Raw genomic sequence first — 17,435 nt, 5'->3', positions numbered from 1 at the left:
GTAAAAATCATTTACTCAAAAGAGTGGATTAAATAATAATCTTATTCCAGGCTCCGTATGAAGAGCGAACTTTTCCTCTGGGGATGGATAAAAAGAATAAAAGAGTTCCACTAACAATACTTGCAAAAATTCCTAAAACTGATGAATTAAAAATAAATGGTGTAATAAATAAGCCTAGGGCTAAAAATAAATTAAGAAAGCGCACAATACGAACCATTTCAGCTAATGCTGTAATGCTTATCGTTATAATCAGACAGCCAATGATATGATCACTATTAGCCATGGAACCCGTTGTGTCTAAAGTAATACGTGTAAACATTAACCAAATACCAATAAGTATGCACCCTATTAAATTCCATGGTAAAGTGATGCCACCACTCAACATTTCCTGTAGAATTATTTTTGGCGATTGCTCAAAATTATCTACTTCTTTTTTAGAATGAATTCTCTCCTCTTCACTATCACCCACAAATAAAATTTTTAATACTGGCCTCCCAGCTTTCCATCTTCGCCAAAGGAAACTACTTGTAGCAATTAATTCGTCAAAGGAATAGGGTACTTGGATGAGCATAGCAACGGCAGCGATTAAGCATAAAGTACACCAAGTATTTAAAAGGATAGGTTGAATGACTATAAAGGTAATCGAGACTATTCCTAATGGCACAATCATAATACCAAACAAAAGTACTAACCACGGCATGGTACGCCACCGATTTGAGCCACCAATAATGCCTGTTAAAATTTCTAAAATATAAACCGCTGCCCCAAGACCCGCATCGGGAACTGGAAAGGCTTTAGATATAGAAGACGTAATAATTTCTTCGGTTCCATTTTTTGCATCAGGTAAATATCCAACAAAAAATGGTTCCCATACATGCTCAATATGACCGAGTTGGTAAGCAGCCATATATCGTGAAATAAAAAAACCAATATAAGCTAATATAATAATCGGCAACCTCTGGAACCAACTTGAAGGTGAAAAATCCCATCCAGGAGGAATGATCGGTCCTTCAATAGCAGCATTAGGTGCTACTCCTAGGTCAGGACGAACAATTATAGAAAAACCCACAATAAGGGTGCCTATAAGAGTATCATTTAAATAGGCAGCAGCAGTAGGTGCCCAAAAAATCAAAGGTGCAAATATTAACCACAAACCAATGGAAGCGCAAACCCATCGAGCTGATGATAAACGCCATGATAAGCTTAATGAGGCAAATAAAAGAAGTATACTTCCACTAATTATATCACTTAAGACGAGAGGATAAGAGGTATATCCTAGAGAGGCTGGCGAGGTTATCAACCAGATTCCAAAACCAATATTTAAAAAATGTCCCCATAAGTTTTGTTGGTATTGTTTACGGAAGTTCGATTCATAAAGGGAGCGTGTTTTTTCAGGGTTATGCTTTACTGCAACCATCCAGTCTGGTTGGATTAATCTATTCTTTTTATACCAACTTTCCGGATTTGCCTTTAAAGAATCGATAATTTTGGGAAGAGTCTTTTCGATGGAGTGTTTTGGTTCCCAATGAAGATGTTTTTTAGCTTTATTAATATCTAAAGCATAATGGTCTGCCGCAAGATCTATCATAAATGAACGAATGAATGGTTTTTCGCCCTGATCAAAATCATCAGGTATTAAGGGTTCTGCCTGGTGCTCTAACCAGGCTCCTGCTTTAGCGACAGGCGAAGGAACTTTATAAAGCGAAGATTCTTCTCCATGAATCAGTTGAGTTATACGATTTTGCAATCTTCCATAGCTGATTGTTTTAGGTTCACCAGCAAGAATGACTTCTTGTTTCGATAATTGATTACGATATAAAAGAGCCTGTTTAAAAAGGTTTATCATGTCTTTTTGATGAATAAATGCCTGACCCACATTCAAATCACCTGCATATAAATGACTTTTAATCTCTCGTTCATAGGTTCGAGCTATTTGGTTAGCGAGTGTTGGAACGCATGTCATGTCATCATATAAACCTGCCAAACGTAAAATCAGATAGGGTATTTTTCCATGACATTGTTTAATTACTTTTTCTGCCTCTAATTTAGATTTCGGATACGCCCATTTCGGCAAGAGGGGAGTATTTTCATTAATAGTTTCTCCTAATATACAAGGTTCATGGACGAGCATTGTACTGGCGTATATAAACCGTTCTACCTCAAAATCTTGTAATGCCAAAAGTAAATTTTTTGTACCATTTACATTTACAGATTGATACAAAGATGACTCTTCCCCTGTAAAATCAAAATAGGCAGCAAGATGAATCACTGCAGCAATTTTACTTCCGTATTTCTTTTTAAATAGGCGAAAAGATAATGATAAAGATATATCCGATGAAAGGTCACATGGAATCTCACACGCATTTTTATTTTGGTCGAAACCCACGATTTTGTAGGAGTTCTGTAAAGCACGAGCAAGAGCAGTCCCTATTTTTCCACTGGAACCTGTTATGATAACAATTGGTTTTTCGGCTTTCTTAGCCATATAAAAATCCTTTTTATGAAATATAATCCATTTAACGATCAAATAGTTATCATTATAGCCTTATAATTTATATATATATTATATATGCCTTTTGCTGTATTATTTAAGAAAATAACCTCTTTATTTTTAACTACTAAAATTGGCACTGAAAAGGATATATCAAAAGGATTATCAAAAGGATTATCAAATGATAATGAGTATCGAACGAAAATTGAGCGATGATGAGTAATTTTTTAGGAATAGATAAGGTCTTGGATTATGGTCTCTATCTACGAGGGATAGTAATTACCTTGTATGCAATTGTTATTTTCAGAATGAACTTGTCTCGACTTTATGGAAATCATAGCGCCCTTGATTTTATTATTTATATAATCTTAGGTGCCATTCTGGGTGAAGCTATTGTAAATAATATTCCTCTATTGCCTTCTATAATAGTGTGTACACTTATTATTACTATGTATCGATTATTGGCTTTTTTAACGTATAAAAGTCATCGGATAGGAAAATATATTAAAGGAGAAAAAATTATACTCATAAAAAATGGGAAATTTATTAAAAGGAACCTTGAATGTACACGAATTACACGAAACGATATAATGCAGTCATTAAGATTGCAATCTGGTCTAAGTAATCTTCGATTAGTAAATACTGCTATTCTTGAAAGAGGGGGGCAAATTTCTTTTCAAATGAAGCCTCAATTAAAAAAACCTTAATAAATGCATGAATCTTAACAGTAAGTTGTCTTTCCAGGGAATCAAGAAAAAATTTAGTCAATAAGACTCAGAAAAATGAGATGGGTTCCTTGTCCTCCTGTCGATTTAATGCTGAAAATAAGCGCAATACGTAGTTCAACTTTGATGCTCAGTGAGCTAAAAATAGTTAGACTCTTTAGCACAATATTAATCGGCTTATCCTGAAATCATTCAATTAGATTGGATTCAGATTAAAAAATGGTTTTAATTCGCATCATAAATATGATGGTCAACAGCCCAATATAATTATTTCGTAGTGTACTATAATGTTTTATACATATTTTTCTAAAGAAATAAAGACAAGAAATTAAAGCTCGTTTCAATTCAAACATGAACGTGGAATTATTTTAAGGATTTAGAAATGAAAAAAGGATTTTTTTCCAATTTTAAATATGACTTTCAAGCTTCAATAGTTGTATTTTTAGTCGCTTTGCCTTTGTGTCTTGGTATTGCTCTGGCATCAGAAGCACCTTTATTTTCTGGTATTATTGCTGGAATAATAGGTGGTACTGTTGTGGGGTTTCTTAGCGGTTCAGCCCTTGGTGTTAGTGGTCCTGCTGCCGGCCTTGTGGCAATAGTTCTCGCTGCGCAACAATCCTTAGGTTCGTGGAACACATTTTTATTGGCCGGATTTATCGCAGGAATTTTTCAAATTGTATCCGGATTTCTACGTGGGGGAATAATTGCTTATTATTTTCCTTCATCGGTAATAAAGGGCATGTTGAGCGGGATTGGGATTATCATAATATTAAAGCAGATTCCCCATTTAATTGGATATGATATCTCTCCTATTTTAACAGATTTAACTAATGGTCGACTCGAATTTTTTTATATTAATAAAGCGATTGAGAATATTAACTCAGGAGTTGTCATCATTAGCATGATCTCACTTTTAATCATGATACTATGGCAATACTTAATTAATAGGGGATACAAACTATTCGAGACTTTACAAGCTCCTTTAGTAGTCGTGTTGTGTGGACTTGCTCTGTCTTTGCTTTATAAAAAAGGTTGGCTTCCCTTTCATTTAGAGCCATCAGAGCTCGTACAAATTCCTGAGTTTAAAAGTATTACAGATTTGGCTGAATCTATAACTTTACCTGATTTCTCACAACTGGGTAATATGAAGGTATATCAAGTAGCGGCCATTATTGCTTTAGTTTCAAGCTTAGAAACTTTATTATGTGTTGAAGCCACTGATAAGCTGGACCCATATAAAAGAGTTACACCAACAGATCGAGAATTGAAAGCTCAAGGGATAGGTAATATGCTTTCTAGCTTAATTGGTGGATTACCTATCACTCAGGTAATTATACGTAGTTCTACAAATATTACCTTTGGCGCTAAAACTAAGTTATCCACTATTTTGCATGGTCTATTGCTTTTAGTTTGCGTACTCACTATTCCTATGATCTTAAATAAAATTCCACTGGCTTCATTAGCGGCAATCTTAGTTATGATTGGATATAAACTAGCTAGCCCCTCTGTATTTAAGCAAATGTATCAAATGGGATGGGAGCAATTTCTACCATTCATTGTTACTGTAGTTGGTATTGTAGTAGACGATTTACTTTTTGGTATTAGTGTGGGCTTTGCTGTAGCTATTTTCATTATTTTACGCCACCATTATTTAAACGCTCATGACACTAGTATTGTTATGGAAAAAGGAATGGTGTATCACATGGAGCTAGCTGAGGAAGTATCTTTTTTAAATAAAGGTAGCATCATCCATCAATTTCGAAAAATTCCACCTAAATCTACTCTTATCATTGACAGCAGCAGCTCAAAATACATCGATAACGATGTGCAGGAAGTGATTAATAATTTTTCAGAGAGCGCAAAAACAAAAGATATTACCGTTGAAATGCGAGGAACTTCACTCCAAAAATAACTTTATTAATAGGTTGTGCTATTAGTATTAGGTCGTCTAAAATTTTGGAACACCTCTGTAGTGTTTTTCATATGAGCTTGCTAATTAGTGTGATGAGATGATTAGTCGCAGAACTATATTTGCTTCTGACTTGCTAAAAAGGGATTTGCTATGCAATTGAATGGGAAATCATCGAAAGATTCTGGCATGAGTCAAACCGAGTCATGGCATACCCTTCAAATCAGTGAAGTTGCGCAGCGTCTGAATGTTGATTTATCCAAAGGACTTAGGGAGCAAGAAGCAGCAATAAGATTGGCTTCGGTGGGTATTAATCAAATCCCAATAAAATCTTCACGATCACCTGTCCTGCTATTTCTGACCCAGTTTAAAAGCGCCTTGATTCTCATCCTAATCGGAGCTGCTGTACTCGCCACTTTAATAGGGAACTTCAAGGATGCCTGCGTGATCCTGGGGATTGTAGTTATTAACGCCTTCGTCGGGTTTTATCAAGAGTACCGGGCCGAACAAAGTTTAGCTGCGCTTCGAAAGATGCTTCCATTGACAACCCATGTTCGGCGTGGAGGTAAGAAACATTTGATTAATGCTGAAGCCGTAGTGCCTGGTGATATAGTACTGGTGGAAGCTGGTGACAGACTTCCTGCTGATGGCAGATTGGTCGTTGTAGCCAATTTTGAAGTTGATGAGTCAACTTTGACCGGTGAGTCACAACCCATTAGCAAATGTGTGGAAGCCATGTTAGAAATAGATCTTTCAGTAGCTGACCGGTTAAATATGGCCTATATGAATACGATGGTCACTCGCGGACGAGCAGAACTTCTGGTTACGGAGACTGGGGTGCGAACTGAGATGGGAAAGTTATCGCAACAGCTGGCTATGACACCAGAAACTCTTAGCCCACTACAAGTTCAGTTAGACCAGCTCGGCAAACGTTTGGGTGCGATAGCTTTAATGTTGATAAGTCTTCTTTTTATATTTCAACTACTTCGTGGCGAGAACCTCACTGATGCTATTATTGATGCTATCGCGCTGGCTGTCGCCGCAATGCCAGAGGGTTTGCCTGTAGTTGTCACGGTAACCCTGGCTTTGGGTATGTATCAGATGGCACGACACAATGTGATTGTAAAGCGTCTGGCAGGTGTTGAGATCTTAGGGTGCACAACGGTCATTTGCTCGGATAAGACTGGAACACTGACCCTTAACCAAATGACTGTACGTGAATTGTTCTACCTTGGCCAGCGATTCAAAGTTACTGGCGAGGGCTACAGTACTGCGGGTTCAGTGCTTCATGAGACGGAGAGCTCATTGCTGCCAGACATGCGTCCAATTTTGGTCCCCTTAGCCGCTTGCAATGATAGCCATGTTGAGGATGGGCGAATCATTGGAGATCCGACCGAAGCAGCTCTTCTAGTACTTACGGAAAAAGCAGGATTTCACCATGAATCCTTATTGAATGAATACCCACGCGTGGCCGAGATACCTTTTGATTCAGCCTATAAATTCATGGCTACATTTCACCGTGTTGGAGAACATGTTCGAATTTTCCTAAAAGGAGCCCCCGATGTTCTTCTAGCTCGTTGCAGCCGTTTTATTATTGATGATGAGCACAATGGTTTGTTGGACAGTGAGCATAAAAAGGAAATAGAAGATCAGTACAGCATCATGGCCTCCCGTGGTCTTCGATGTCTGCTTATAGCGTCTCGTACTTTGGATGCAAAAGAATTTGTGGTATCAGATAACTTATCCATTTGGGTTGACGATCTCACATTTTTAGGTCTGATCGGATTGCAGGACCCTCCACGACCCGAGGCAAAGCAAGCTATCGCGGACTGTAAAGCGGCTGGCATTGCGGTCAAAATGATTACGGGTGATCATAGGGATACGGGAATGGCTATCGCACATGAACTTGGTCTTCAAGGTGGGACTCTCTCTGGTAAAGAACTCGACCGGTTGGATGATCGACAGCTTGCCGAAGTCATCGACAGTATTATCGTATTTGCGCGAGTGTCGCCTGCTCATAAGGTGAAGATCGTGCAAGTGCTGCAGAATAAGGGGCATATAGTAGCGATGACTGGTGATGGTCTGAATGATGCCCCTGCCTTAAAAAATGCAGATATTGGTGTGGCAATGGGTGTTGTGGGGACGGCCGTTGCAAAAGAAGCTGCTACTATGGTGCTCATGGACGACAATTTCTCAACAATCGTTGGAGCGATACAGCAGGGGAGAATACTCTATGATAATATCCTTAAATTCATCCGCTTCCAACTTTCCACCACTGTGGGCGCAATTCTGACAGTTTTTTTCGCGCCCATACTAGGATTACCGGAACCCTTTAATCCAATCCAGATCTTGTGGGTCGCACTGATCATGGATGGCCCACCTGCTGTATCCCTGGCCTTAGATGCGGGACGCCCAGGAATTATGAATGATTTGCCACGTAATCGTTCGGAACCCGTATTGCCATGGTTGCGTTTGTCACGCATCCTTATGTTCGGTTTAACAATGATGGTGGGAACACTTGGTGTGCTGCACTATGCAGTAAACAATTACAATGAGCAAACAGCACTGACACTTGCATTTACCACATTTGTGCTATTCCAGTTTTTTAATGTGTTCAATGCCCGTGCTGAGAATGACTCGGCTTTTGACAAAGGTTTCTTCAAAAATCGCATGTTATGGCTATCGCTCACATCCGTCATCATTCTTCAGGTACTGGCAGTATACTGGATACCGGCACAGTCAATTTTCGGGACGTCCCATTTAACTCTTACTCAGTGGTTAATAGCCATTGGCATTTCTTCTTCTATATTGATTTTAGAGGAAGGACGTAAAGCCGCAATTCGATGGTTTTAGGGTGGATGCACGAAGAGAAGATTTTAAGCGCGAGATTACATAACTTTTAAATTGGTTGTAGTCTCATATTTTTTATAAAAATTAAGATTAAATAATGATGAAAGAAATAATAAGAAACAATAGCTTTTATTTATTAATAGGCGGAATTTTAAGTCTTTTTTTATTTACGGTACTTTTGTTTGCTGTCTATTCTCAAAGCTCATTTTTATCAATTAATCATGAGCTATATTTATTAAGCAATAAAATACAAAACAATTCCACTCACATTCTTAGTAATTTCATTTCGCTATTTGGTGATAAATACATTATTGTACCTTCTTTCATAAGCACGGGTGCCATCTTATACATCAAGAACCAAAAGTGGATAGGTCTGCATTTGATTGGGGTCATTTCAATCGCAGCTCTTCTTGCTTACATTTTTAAAAATGTTATAGCCGTTCCTAGACCAGAAATAATAACAAGCACATTACACAGTTATGCATTCCCCAGTCGCCATGTTACTTTATGCTCAGCGTATGTTACTCTTTTAACCTCACTCATTGTGCCGCAAATGAAGCGTCCTTGGTTCGGAGTAATTATTGCTGGTTTTCTCATAATACTTGAGTCATATTCCCGGATAGCGCTTCAAGTTCATTGGCTCTCAGATGTCTTAGGCGGGGCTTTACTTGGAGTTTCTTGTGGATTGCTAGGTGCCTATTCCTTTTTTCGAAAACCTAAAACCCCTTTAAATATCAAATTTATAGTTACAACATTATTAATAACTTTTTTAATTTTTAGTTTTATATGTCTAGGGCTAGATTTTTGTGATCTTTAATTTACATTTGTTCACATTTTTATGTTCGAAAATTAGAATTAATAGGGTCTATCCTGGGTCTTGGGCCGCAGAGGTGGGCTTTGCTATTAACCCCAATTGCAACAGAACTTCCTTGGATTCAAAGGAAATAATGGCGTCGCGAAGGGCGGCTGGTGTTAGTGAGAACTGGCTTTCGCTTATTTAATTGTATCTAGATAGCTTATTCTATCTAGATGCCAGAGATTAAAGGAGACCCAGCTGAGCCTCCACCTAACTATTTAACAAAGACAGGTTGAGGCACATCAAAATTATAAATTATCCCAAAAGCAACTTGAGCTGTATTTGGATAAATTCTGGTACTCTTAGACACTCCCCCAAAAGGCTCAAATACAAAACTTTTTATCTTACTATAATTGATTTGGCTGTAATCCATCATCAAACTCCATCGCTCGAACATATTGTAACGAACCCCCGCCCCATAGCGAATACCGCTACGATTTGATGTGGAGCTCTGGATTGTTGGATCGGATTCATTTATTTTGACCCGACCATTAGCATAACCAACTCTTCCATAGACTAAAAAAAGGTCCGAAAGAAAAAATCCAGGCAATAAACTGACGCCTTCACTGCTTTTTATGGAAAATGTGGTTTTGGAAAAATTCCTATGTAGGAGTTCGTCATTAACCAGTTTGTATTCAACTGAGCTGAGATTACCATTGATTTCTCCAGCCAGATAATACCGGTGATGGCGCCAACCATATCCTCCAAATAAAGTTCCAAATACACCTATGCCGGAAAAGTGCTGTGTATCGTAAACATTAAAAGTACCGGGTCTAACTACATGAGCCTTTTGGGTAAAATGAGCTCCTTCAGGACCAAATCCCGCACCAACATAAAACCCGGAAAAACAGGGATTTGCTAGTAATAAAGATGCTATACCGAGGAGGTTTGCTTTCCTTAACATGTCATTCCTATAAAATAAAAATTGCTACGCACTTCAGCCTGACAATGCGTTTTCACCAAAAGTTATCATAACAAGTATAATTATTTATGCATAGGCATTTAGGAAATAATGCTTTGATTAAGCTCTTCTTTTTCACTCGTATTTTAATTTCCAATTGCCTTTTTTTATACCCAGCTTGAATCCATAAAACTATTAGAAGGGGCGTAAGAAATATACTTGAGGAAGCTATTTTGCTGGTCATATACAGTGTTTTGTACTGCTCAAACCAAATATCTTTATGAATCTTGGTAATTTTATTAGAACAAAAAACTAATCTATAATCAATATATTACCTTTTTACTAGAGCCTATATGAGAATCCAATTTTTGGGCGCAGTACAAACAGTCACAGGATCGAAATACCTTATTCAAACCAATCAAATTAACATTTTGATAGATTGTGGCCTTTTCCAAGGCTATAAAGAGTTGAGGTTACGAAATTGGACAAATTTACCTTTTAACCCTCAGAAAATTGATTATGTGTTATTGACCCATGCTCATATTGATCATAGTGGCTATATCCCTCTGTTAGTAAAAAATGGTTTTCGGGGAAAAGTCTTATGCACAGCCGCCACAAAAGATTTGTGCAGTATTTTATTGCCAGACAGTGGTCATCTTCATGAAGAGGATGCACGTTATGCAAATCGGAAGGGCTACTCTAAACATCATCCTGCGTTACCACTTTATACGCAAAAAGAAGCGGAAGATTCATTAAAATATTTTCAGGCCATTTCTTTTGGAGATCGCATTCAAATTGCTAAAAATCTATACGCGGTATTCTATTACGGTGGCCACATTTTAGGTGCATCCTTCATTCGTTTAGAGCAGGCTGATACGTCTATATTATTTTCGGGTGATCTCGGTAGGTCAACAGATCCTTTGATGTTTGCACCCAAAGAGCCTCCATCTTCTGAGTTCTTGGTTATTGAATCAACTTATGGCAATCGCATTCACGACAATACTGATCCCTTGATTCAGTTAAAAGCAATTATTAATCGTACTGTAAAGCGTGGCGGCTCTGTAATTATCCCTTCTTTTGCAGTGGGAAGAACCCAGTCCTTACTTTATTATCTTCATGAATTAAAATCTAAAAAAGAAATTCCTGATATTCCAGTATTTGTTGATAGTCCAATGGCAAGCAATGCCACAAAAATTTTTGCTCGTTATGCGGAACAAAACCGCTTAACTAAAGAACAAAACCAAGCGGTGTGCGCGGTAGCTCATTATGTTAACTCAGTCGATGAGTCTATAGCTTTAGATCACTCAAAATACCCAGTCATTATTATTTCAGCAAGTGGAATGGCAACCGGTGGCCGCGTTATTCACCACATTCGTCATTTTGCACCAAACCCTAGAAATACGATTTTATTTAGTGGCTTTCAAGTAGGTGGAACTCGGGGAGATAGGATGATTCGAGGCGAGAGAGAAATAAAGATGTTTGGAAAAATGATTCCAATACGTGCTGAAATAGCACAAATAGAAAATATATCTGCACATGCAGATTCTGCTGAAATGCTTAATTGGTTGGGCCATCTAAAAAAAGCTCCTCGTAAACTATTCATTACACATGGTGAAATAGAAGCAGCACAAGCACTAAAAGCTAAAATAGAACAACAATTTCATTGGACATGTGACATTCCTTCTTATCTAGATTCTGCAACATTATGGGAGGACCCTAAATGAAAATGCATGCCATGTTGATGAAAATTAGCCATGAAATGTTATAATATACTTTAAAAAGCTTAGATCCTTACCAATCCCCATAATCATATCATAAGGAAACTATTTGGGTAGAAGGAGAACTACTGTCCTGACATAGAATTCAAGACAGTTACTACACTCGCTACATGTTCATATTTTTAGTATTCGAAGGTTCCTCTATCTCGATTTGTATTATTCGATATAAGCTCCCTTGAGCACTATTCATTGCATTTAATTTTTCTTTTAATTCAGGGATATCCTCTTCGGATAGATTTTCGTTTTTTTCTGCAACCAATTTTTTTAAATTACCATCTGGGTCCAAACTATATTTAACTTCACTATCAGCATTTAATTGGTCTAGAAATCTTGCCCTTGCTTTATTCGACTGCAAGCCATTGACCTGAATGCTATTCCCTTTAAGCTCCACTTTAAGCAATGCTATCTTCTCATGCTGCATTTCATAACCTTGAGCAAGTTTATTTAAAAGCTCCTGTTGTTTATTATATATTTTCATTTCTTTTGTTGTAGTAAACAAATTAAGAATTTTTTGCCACACGCTGATTTCAACAGGGCTTGGGATATCCACTTGTAGTTTTGAATCCATTGCATCAATTATTTTATTAGCTGCACTTTCTAATTTTTTACTTATCAGGGTTACTTTGGATTTCACATCAAGCTCATCATTCCCCAACATAAATCGAGCCGCTTCTATATCTATTTGAGCCTTAGTTAATCCAGGAATTGTAATTTCTTTATCTGCGGCTTGGGCTACCAGCCGATCAAAAGCCTGAATAAACTCTGCTCCTTGCACCATATCATCAATATCTAGTGTTGGTTGTATACCTTGTGTAGAAGTACGTTTTGCCAGTTCGTCCATTGGGGTATTAAACTGTTCATGAAATCTTGTTTGCCTGGCCCGATTAGCATTCCGTTGCTCTTCAAGGGCCATATGATAGTCTTCCCTTAATTGGTCTAATTTATTAAGAACCTCTGGTTTTTTAGAACTTGATACCTTTTGTACATCATTGCCAAACTTTTCTGTTAGTTTATTTATTTCCGTATCCATGAGCTTTATAGACTTTGCCTTTTCAGCATCAAGAACTTTTTGGGTAAAAGCCACAATGATACCTTGGGCAAACTGGTTCGCTATTTCTTCTTCAAAGTTGCGTTTGCGATATTCATCATATAAATTGGCTACAGGAGGGTTAAAATTTTTTCCCGCAAGATTAATCGCCCGGATTACATCGTCATTTAATTTGGTGCCTGTATCATCTAAGAGAACAGGCAAGATATCCTTTAACAAGGATTGTGTATAAGCTCTTAGGCCAACTTTTTTAATTTCAGCTGATATTTCTTCATATTCAGGTATAGGCCAATCCATTTGCTCAAATATTCGGGATAGCTTGCCTATGGTTGAAGTTGCATTACTAAGAAGATCTTGGGGATGATTTTCTTTATCCTCCCCTTGTTTTTTCTGTGTTGTTAAATGATTCGAAAGGTTTTCTCTAATACGAGCGGCAATTGCTTTGCCTGCCGACATTTTAGGCTCAGCATTCAGCATTTGAAAGATCTTCCATTTGGACATAATAGCCTCAATATGATAATAATATAGCAATTATAATCTAATAATATTATGGCATTATTAAGACAATTCTCTGGGTTTCAAAGACCTTTGTACCGGGAAACTTTTAAATAAACGCTTAAATTAATAAATAAGTCTCTGATAATGAATTCATTTTATATATTTTTTTGTTGTTATAGACATTAGAGAGGCTTTAATAAATTACGGATTTATTTTGATTTGAATTAATCGGGATTTATTCTTCATTTTGTTAGGAATCACATATCCTATTTTGAGGTTAACCGCTGGCCACCCCTTCATCTATAAGATGTCTTAGTCGAGTGATTACTTTTTATCGCCTCTAACCATTTGGGGTCTTCAATGAGCTTTTTAAAGTATCCTGAAATAAATTGGACAACATCTTTTGGTGAATTCATTATTTCTTCTAATAATTCAGGCCTGCCATTAATAACATTGATAATATCTTCTAAATCCTTACAATCCCAATTAATCATTATTCTTATAGGCTCTATCAGTAAATGCCTCAAGCTTTGTAGCAATGAAATAGACTGCGTTGAGCTGCCTAAGTCCAGAGCGACATCAATATCATAGGTTGGTCGTACATCATCTTTTATTAAATCAGTGATTAATAGCCCAACGATTCTGCCACCGACATAAACAACTTGTTCATTTAGCTTTTAAAAGGGGTTGCTGCCTTATAAAGGGCTTCATTGTTTTGTTTAACTCTTATTGATTCCATACAAAATGTTCCAATAGCTCTTTTGCAATTATATTTTCTCGTTTCCCGCCTAATCGGATCAGATCAAGTGCACTAATAATGGAATAAAAATTCTCATCAGGGCATCTATCCAAAGCATTGGGTAATGTTTTGTATATAGGGGTTAAGGCAAGGCCTTTTGTATCACCATTAATATAGGGCCATACATAAAAATACTCACTCAAGATTAATTTTTTAAAATGAGGGGAGCTATAGGCCGCTGGCATGCCACGTGTTGCTATATTAATTTCCGCCGGAAAATGATATTTCACACTATGGACAAAAAACTCCAAAAGCTCGTGCCTGTGTAATTCAATGCTATCATCCGAATAACGCGATAAAAGCTTCGTAGCCTCTAGCCTTTTAATACTTTTGGTCACTTCAGATTGGCTGATAAAAAGCTCATGAGCGATGCTTTTAAACTCAATTTTTTCTTTAGAATTATTTTTTAAAAGCAATTTAATAAGAATAGCTACGTCTTGCCCTTTAAGCATGAAAAGCCCCAATCAATTTTAGTGAAATTATAGCATTATAGTTTCCGATTTCCAAATTGGAAACTGGAATTTTATTTATAGCAAATAATAGATTCTTACCACAGAAGAAATAAATTAAAGCCAATAAAGACGCGAAAGAAGACTTTAGCTAAAGTGGCCAATTATTTATGCAAGAAGGTTTACAATCGTGAACAGCTATTGAAGCAGATTTCTGTTGGGGGACATATGGGGTGTAGGGCTGCAATGGAAAAATAAATTAATCGCACGATGAGTTAACAACTCGGTGGGGGGGTCTTATTATGAAATGGTGTTGCGGTATGGGTATGCGCACATCTCAGAGCTGCGGCGGAACGTGTTTAGACACGTTTTGGTCACAGTAACTTGGTTTTTTGGACATGAACTAGAGCTAAGTGCTTGTTTTAAATGGCGCGCTCGGAGGGACTCGAACCCCCGACACCTTGGTTCGAAGCCAAGTACTCTATCCAGCTGAGCTACGAGCGCAATAAGGTATGGGTTTAATATTTTGCCATATTAGGTTCTGGTTGATATTGTATGCTGGTAACCAGAATGGTGGGCCGTATAGGATTCGAACCTATGACACAGAGGTTAAAAGCCTCCTGCTCTACCACCTGAGCTAACGGCCCTTAAGGCAAAATATTTTTTAAACTGTACTCTAAAACTGGTGGGCCGTATAGGATTCGAACCTATGACACAGAGGTTAAAAGCCTCCTGCTCTACCACCTGAGCTAACGGCCCTAAAGAGGCTGGAATAATACCGTATTAGCACAGAATTTCAAGTCTTTTTATAATGTTTCTTAAATTTTTGTTATTTTAAAGGGCACAAATATTTTTTTTAGGCAAAATTGGCATTATAAAAAATAGATTATTTAATTAATGGAGCATGAACATAAATATTTTTTTCTGTAGCCAATACAGTCCAATGATGCATTTTTAATTTATTGGCAAGGGATTGCGCATTTTTGGTTGCACTAATGAGTAATAAAACATCAGCTCCTAAAGCGCCACAACCTTTGATTGCGAGTATCTCCGGCTCCTGTTTAAATTCACTTATAATTTTTAGGCTATGTTCTGCAACCAAATTTAACTCGGCGAGTTTTTGATGATAGAGATTGATCGTCCTAATCAATTTTTGGGAATTAGTATGTTCGAATGCCTGTTTTGCCTCATCAACTAAAAGTGACAAATAATCAATCTGATCGGGTAAGTCAGTGGCCTGTAAATGATGATGAGTAGCAAGTTTTACGCCAGTATGAATGAGAAAGAAAGACAAATCATGAAAGGGCCAGTCGTAGGATTTCATTATATTGTGTTGCTTATTAATGTAAACGCAGCCTTGTTGAGATTGTGCCATTACGTCATAACCACTTGGCCTTAATCCTTTCCCAGTCCATGATGATGCATAGTATGCCTTAAGCATTTGGTCTAAATTGGGTATAGTGTTTTTTATGAAGCAACCTGCCAAATAGCTTGCCAAAAATTGTGCACTCGAGGCCCCTAAACCACCTCGGCCTGCATAAGGATCCTTCCAGACAAGATTTTGTTCTAAGTTTTGTTGCTGCCACCAAAGCCCAGCTGGAGATTCTGGGTGAATTCCCGAGTGATTTTCTTGTTTTGTAAACGTAAGCTCGAAGCAGGGGGCAGTGGTGATGAGAAATGCTGAAGCTTGAGCTACGGCAGCATATTCACCTAATAGAAAAGTTTTTGCTGGGATTAACCATTTCATACGGCAATTGGTGTTTGTCTGATTTTGGCCAGTAAATCATGAGCATTGTTAAGGCTAATTCTTTTATGCAAATCCAGCCATTTTTGTAAATGTTCTTTGAGTACAGGCATTTCATTTTCATTGGCTCCTGCAGCCAAGAGCAAATTATCAATATGTAATTTCATATGGCCCTGAATAATACCTTCAGTACATAAGGCTTTAATTGCACCTAGATTTTGGACTAGGCCTACAGCTGCAATTACTTGAGCTAATTCATTCGCTGAAGAAATATTCATCATTCGTAAACACATTTTTGCAGTAGGGTGCAGTGAAGTAACCCCCCCTATAGTTCCTACAATAATTGGAGCTGTGAGTTGTCCAGTAAGTATTCCATCATGATAACGCCAACGGGTAATTGCTCGATATTGGCCATCACGAGCCGCATAAGCATGTACCCCAGCCTCTACTGCACGCCAGTCATTACCTGTTGCAATCAAAACAGGATCGATGCCATTCATTACCCCTTTATTGTGGGTAGCGGCTCGATAAGGATCCATTTCTGCAAAAAGGGATGCTTCTTGCAGTTTTTGACCAAGTACTGGGTCGATGGTATGGATTGTGACTTGAGCGGTTGTTAACTTTTGATCATTCAAATTGGATAAAATACACATAGTGACTTCTTCACCAGTTAACTGCTCTATAGGTGTTTTCAAATATTCAAGAACTTGATTAATAATGTTGGCACCCATGGCATCACAGCTATTCATGGTTAAGTGAATGACAGCCATATCTTGATTATCTTCTCTTTTGAGTTGGCGTAATTGCAAATCCATGACGCCGCCGCCGCGTTTTACCATGTTTTCAGCAACATCTTTATTGGCTTTACTGATGAGATAAGCACGGTTTTCATGAAAAATTTGTGAAAATTTAGAGAAATCTTTTACGTTGGCTAATTGAATTTGACCTATAATGCACTCACCTTGAACCCAGGTCTTTATTTCGCCACATTGTCTGATCCATTTGGCAGATTTTGATAGGGCGGCAATAATTGAAGTTTCTTCAACAGCCATTGGAATCACATAGTCTTGGCCGTTAATGTTAAAATTAGTTGCTACACCTAAAGGTAGTTGAAAATAACCAATGACGTTTTCAATCAGTTTATCTGCTAAATTTAAATCCTTTACGCCACCATTTTTAAGAAATGCAATGTCTTCAGTGGTGATTGCCCCTAAGGCTAACAAGCGCTTAAAACGTTCTTCTCTAGAAAGTTTTGAAAATCCACGGAATAGCTCATCAGTATTAGAAGTTAAAGGCATGCTTTCTCCTTTGAGTAGCCGGCATTAACGCAAGTTTTTGTAATGCCATGTTTGCGTTGTTCAAATTGGCTGTAATTTTCTTGCATACC

At 37.7% G+C, this 17,435-nt stretch carries 11 protein-coding genes and 3 tRNA genes; 5 read left to right on the top strand and 9 right to left on the bottom strand.

From position 1 onward, the window contains the following. Positions 1-28 precede the first annotated feature (28 nt). Positions 29-2,485, bottom strand: a complete 2,457-nt coding sequence (locus HBNCFIEN_RS10960; RefSeq protein ID WP_182391120.1) for a vitamin K epoxide reductase family protein — start codon at positions 2,483-2,485, stop codon at positions 29-31. 218 nt (positions 2,486-2,703) lie between these two features. Between HBNCFIEN_RS10960 and HBNCFIEN_RS10955 the strand changes: the two genes are divergently transcribed. The 4 genes from HBNCFIEN_RS10955 to HBNCFIEN_RS10940 all read left to right on the top strand — a co-directional run bounded on the left by HBNCFIEN_RS10955 (position 2,704) and on the right by HBNCFIEN_RS10940 (position 8,792). Then, entirely contained in the window at positions 2,704-3,198 is a 495-nt protein-coding gene (locus HBNCFIEN_RS10955) for a DUF421 domain-containing protein (RefSeq protein WP_255464195.1), read from the top strand. A 400-nt stretch (positions 3,199-3,598) separates the two neighbouring features. Continuing rightward, the gene (locus HBNCFIEN_RS10950) at positions 3,599-5,128 is read left to right on the top strand and encodes a SulP family inorganic anion transporter (protein ID WP_182391119.1); all 1,530 of its coding nucleotides are present in this window, start codon (positions 3,599-3,601) and stop codon (positions 5,126-5,128) included. A 150-nt stretch (positions 5,129-5,278) separates the two neighbouring features. Next, positions 5,279-7,978 (top strand): calcium-translocating P-type ATPase, PMCA-type, encoded by a 2,700-nt coding sequence (locus HBNCFIEN_RS10945; RefSeq protein ID WP_182391118.1) that lies wholly within the window; start codon positions 5,279-5,281, stop codon positions 7,976-7,978. A gap of 94 nt (positions 7,979-8,072) precedes the next feature. Further along, positions 8,073-8,792: a phosphatase PAP2 family protein gene (locus tag HBNCFIEN_RS10940; RefSeq protein WP_182391117.1), complete on the top strand. Its 720-nt coding sequence runs from the start codon at positions 8,073-8,075 to the stop codon at positions 8,790-8,792. A gap of 253 nt (positions 8,793-9,045) precedes the next feature. Here HBNCFIEN_RS10940 and HBNCFIEN_RS10935 read toward each other — a convergent pair whose 3' ends face one another. Continuing rightward, complete coding sequence (locus HBNCFIEN_RS10935; RefSeq protein WP_182391116.1) at positions 9,046-9,735, bottom strand: outer membrane protein; 690 nt, start codon at positions 9,733-9,735, stop codon at positions 9,046-9,048. Positions 9,736-10,085: 350 nt separating this feature from the next. Between HBNCFIEN_RS10935 and HBNCFIEN_RS10930 the strand changes: the two genes are divergently transcribed. After that, positions 10,086-11,456, top strand: a complete 1,371-nt coding sequence (locus tag HBNCFIEN_RS10930; protein WP_182391115.1) for an MBL fold metallo-hydrolase RNA specificity domain-containing protein — start codon at positions 10,086-10,088, stop codon at positions 11,454-11,456. A 160-nt stretch (positions 11,457-11,616) separates the two neighbouring features. Here the strand turns inward: HBNCFIEN_RS10930 and HBNCFIEN_RS10925 are convergent, their stop codons facing one another. From HBNCFIEN_RS10925 to HBNCFIEN_RS10895, 7 genes are all read right to left on the bottom strand, one after another. Beyond that, entirely contained in the window at positions 11,617-13,059 is a 1,443-nt protein-coding gene (locus HBNCFIEN_RS10925; RefSeq protein WP_182391114.1) for a hypothetical protein, read from the bottom strand. A 723-nt stretch (positions 13,060-13,782) separates the two neighbouring features. Then, positions 13,783-14,307: a LysR family transcriptional regulator gene (locus tag HBNCFIEN_RS10920; protein WP_182391113.1), complete on the bottom strand. Its 525-nt coding sequence runs from the start codon at positions 14,305-14,307 to the stop codon at positions 13,783-13,785. Between the two features lie 424 nt (positions 14,308-14,731). After that, positions 14,732-14,808: transfer RNA gene (locus HBNCFIEN_RS10915), tRNA-Arg, on the bottom strand. A gap of 67 nt (positions 14,809-14,875) precedes the next feature. Beyond that, a tRNA-Lys gene (locus tag HBNCFIEN_RS10910) sits at positions 14,876-14,951 on the bottom strand. 36 nt (positions 14,952-14,987) lie between these two features. Continuing rightward, positions 14,988-15,063, bottom strand: a tRNA-Lys gene (locus HBNCFIEN_RS10905). 127 nt (positions 15,064-15,190) lie between these two features. Continuing rightward, positions 15,191-16,051 (bottom strand): hypothetical protein, encoded by an 861-nt coding sequence (locus HBNCFIEN_RS10900; protein ID WP_182391112.1) that lies wholly within the window; start codon positions 16,049-16,051, stop codon positions 15,191-15,193. Continuing rightward, positions 16,048-17,346, bottom strand: a complete 1,299-nt coding sequence (locus HBNCFIEN_RS10895; protein WP_182391111.1) for a hydroxymethylglutaryl-CoA reductase, degradative — start codon at positions 17,344-17,346, stop codon at positions 16,048-16,050. Before HBNCFIEN_RS10895 ends, HBNCFIEN_RS10900 begins: the two co-directional genes overlap by 4 nt. Positions 17,347-17,435: the final 89 nt, after the last annotated feature.

Origin of the sequence: Legionella sp. PC997 (assembly GCF_014109825.1) — a bacterium.
GTDB lineage: Bacteria > Pseudomonadota > Gammaproteobacteria > Legionellales > Legionellaceae > Legionella.
The sequence above is the reverse complement of the archived record's forward strand: the minus strand, read 5'-3'. Positions and strand labels throughout refer to the sequence as shown.

What these genes read in the sequence shown, in the direction of transcription:
- HBNCFIEN_RS10960 (WP_182391120.1), bottom strand. Translation starts at nt 2,485, where the DNA reads ATGGCTAAGAAAGCCGAAAAACCAATTGTTATCATAACAGGTTCCAGT.
- HBNCFIEN_RS10955 (WP_255464195.1), top strand. Translation starts at nt 2,704, where the DNA reads ATGATGAGTAATTTTTTAGGAATAGATAAGGTCTTGGATTATGGTCTC.
- HBNCFIEN_RS10950 (WP_182391119.1), top strand. Translation starts at nt 3,599, where the DNA reads ATGAAAAAAGGATTTTTTTCCAATTTTAAATATGACTTTCAAGCTTCA.
- HBNCFIEN_RS10945 (WP_182391118.1), top strand. Translation starts at nt 5,279, where the DNA reads ATGCAATTGAATGGGAAATCATCGAAAGATTCTGGCATGAGTCAAACC.
- HBNCFIEN_RS10940 (WP_182391117.1), top strand. Translation starts at nt 8,073, where the DNA reads ATGATGAAAGAAATAATAAGAAACAATAGCTTTTATTTATTAATAGGC.
- HBNCFIEN_RS10935 (WP_182391116.1), bottom strand. Translation starts at nt 9,735, where the DNA reads ATGTTAAGGAAAGCAAACCTCCTCGGTATAGCATCTTTATTACTAGCA.
- HBNCFIEN_RS10930 (WP_182391115.1), top strand. Translation starts at nt 10,086, where the DNA reads ATGAGAATCCAATTTTTGGGCGCAGTACAAACAGTCACAGGATCGAAA.
- HBNCFIEN_RS10925 (WP_182391114.1), bottom strand. Translation starts at nt 13,059, where the DNA reads ATGTCCAAATGGAAGATCTTTCAAATGCTGAATGCTGAGCCTAAAATG.
- HBNCFIEN_RS10920 (WP_182391113.1), bottom strand. Translation starts at nt 14,307, where the DNA reads ATGCTTAAAGGGCAAGACGTAGCTATTCTTATTAAATTGCTTTTAAAA.
- HBNCFIEN_RS10900 (WP_182391112.1), bottom strand. Translation starts at nt 16,051, where the DNA reads ATGAAATGGTTAATCCCAGCAAAAACTTTTCTATTAGGTGAATATGCT.
- HBNCFIEN_RS10895 (WP_182391111.1), bottom strand. Translation starts at nt 17,346, where the DNA reads ATGCCTTTAACTTCTAATACTGATGAGCTATTCCGTGGATTTTCAAAA.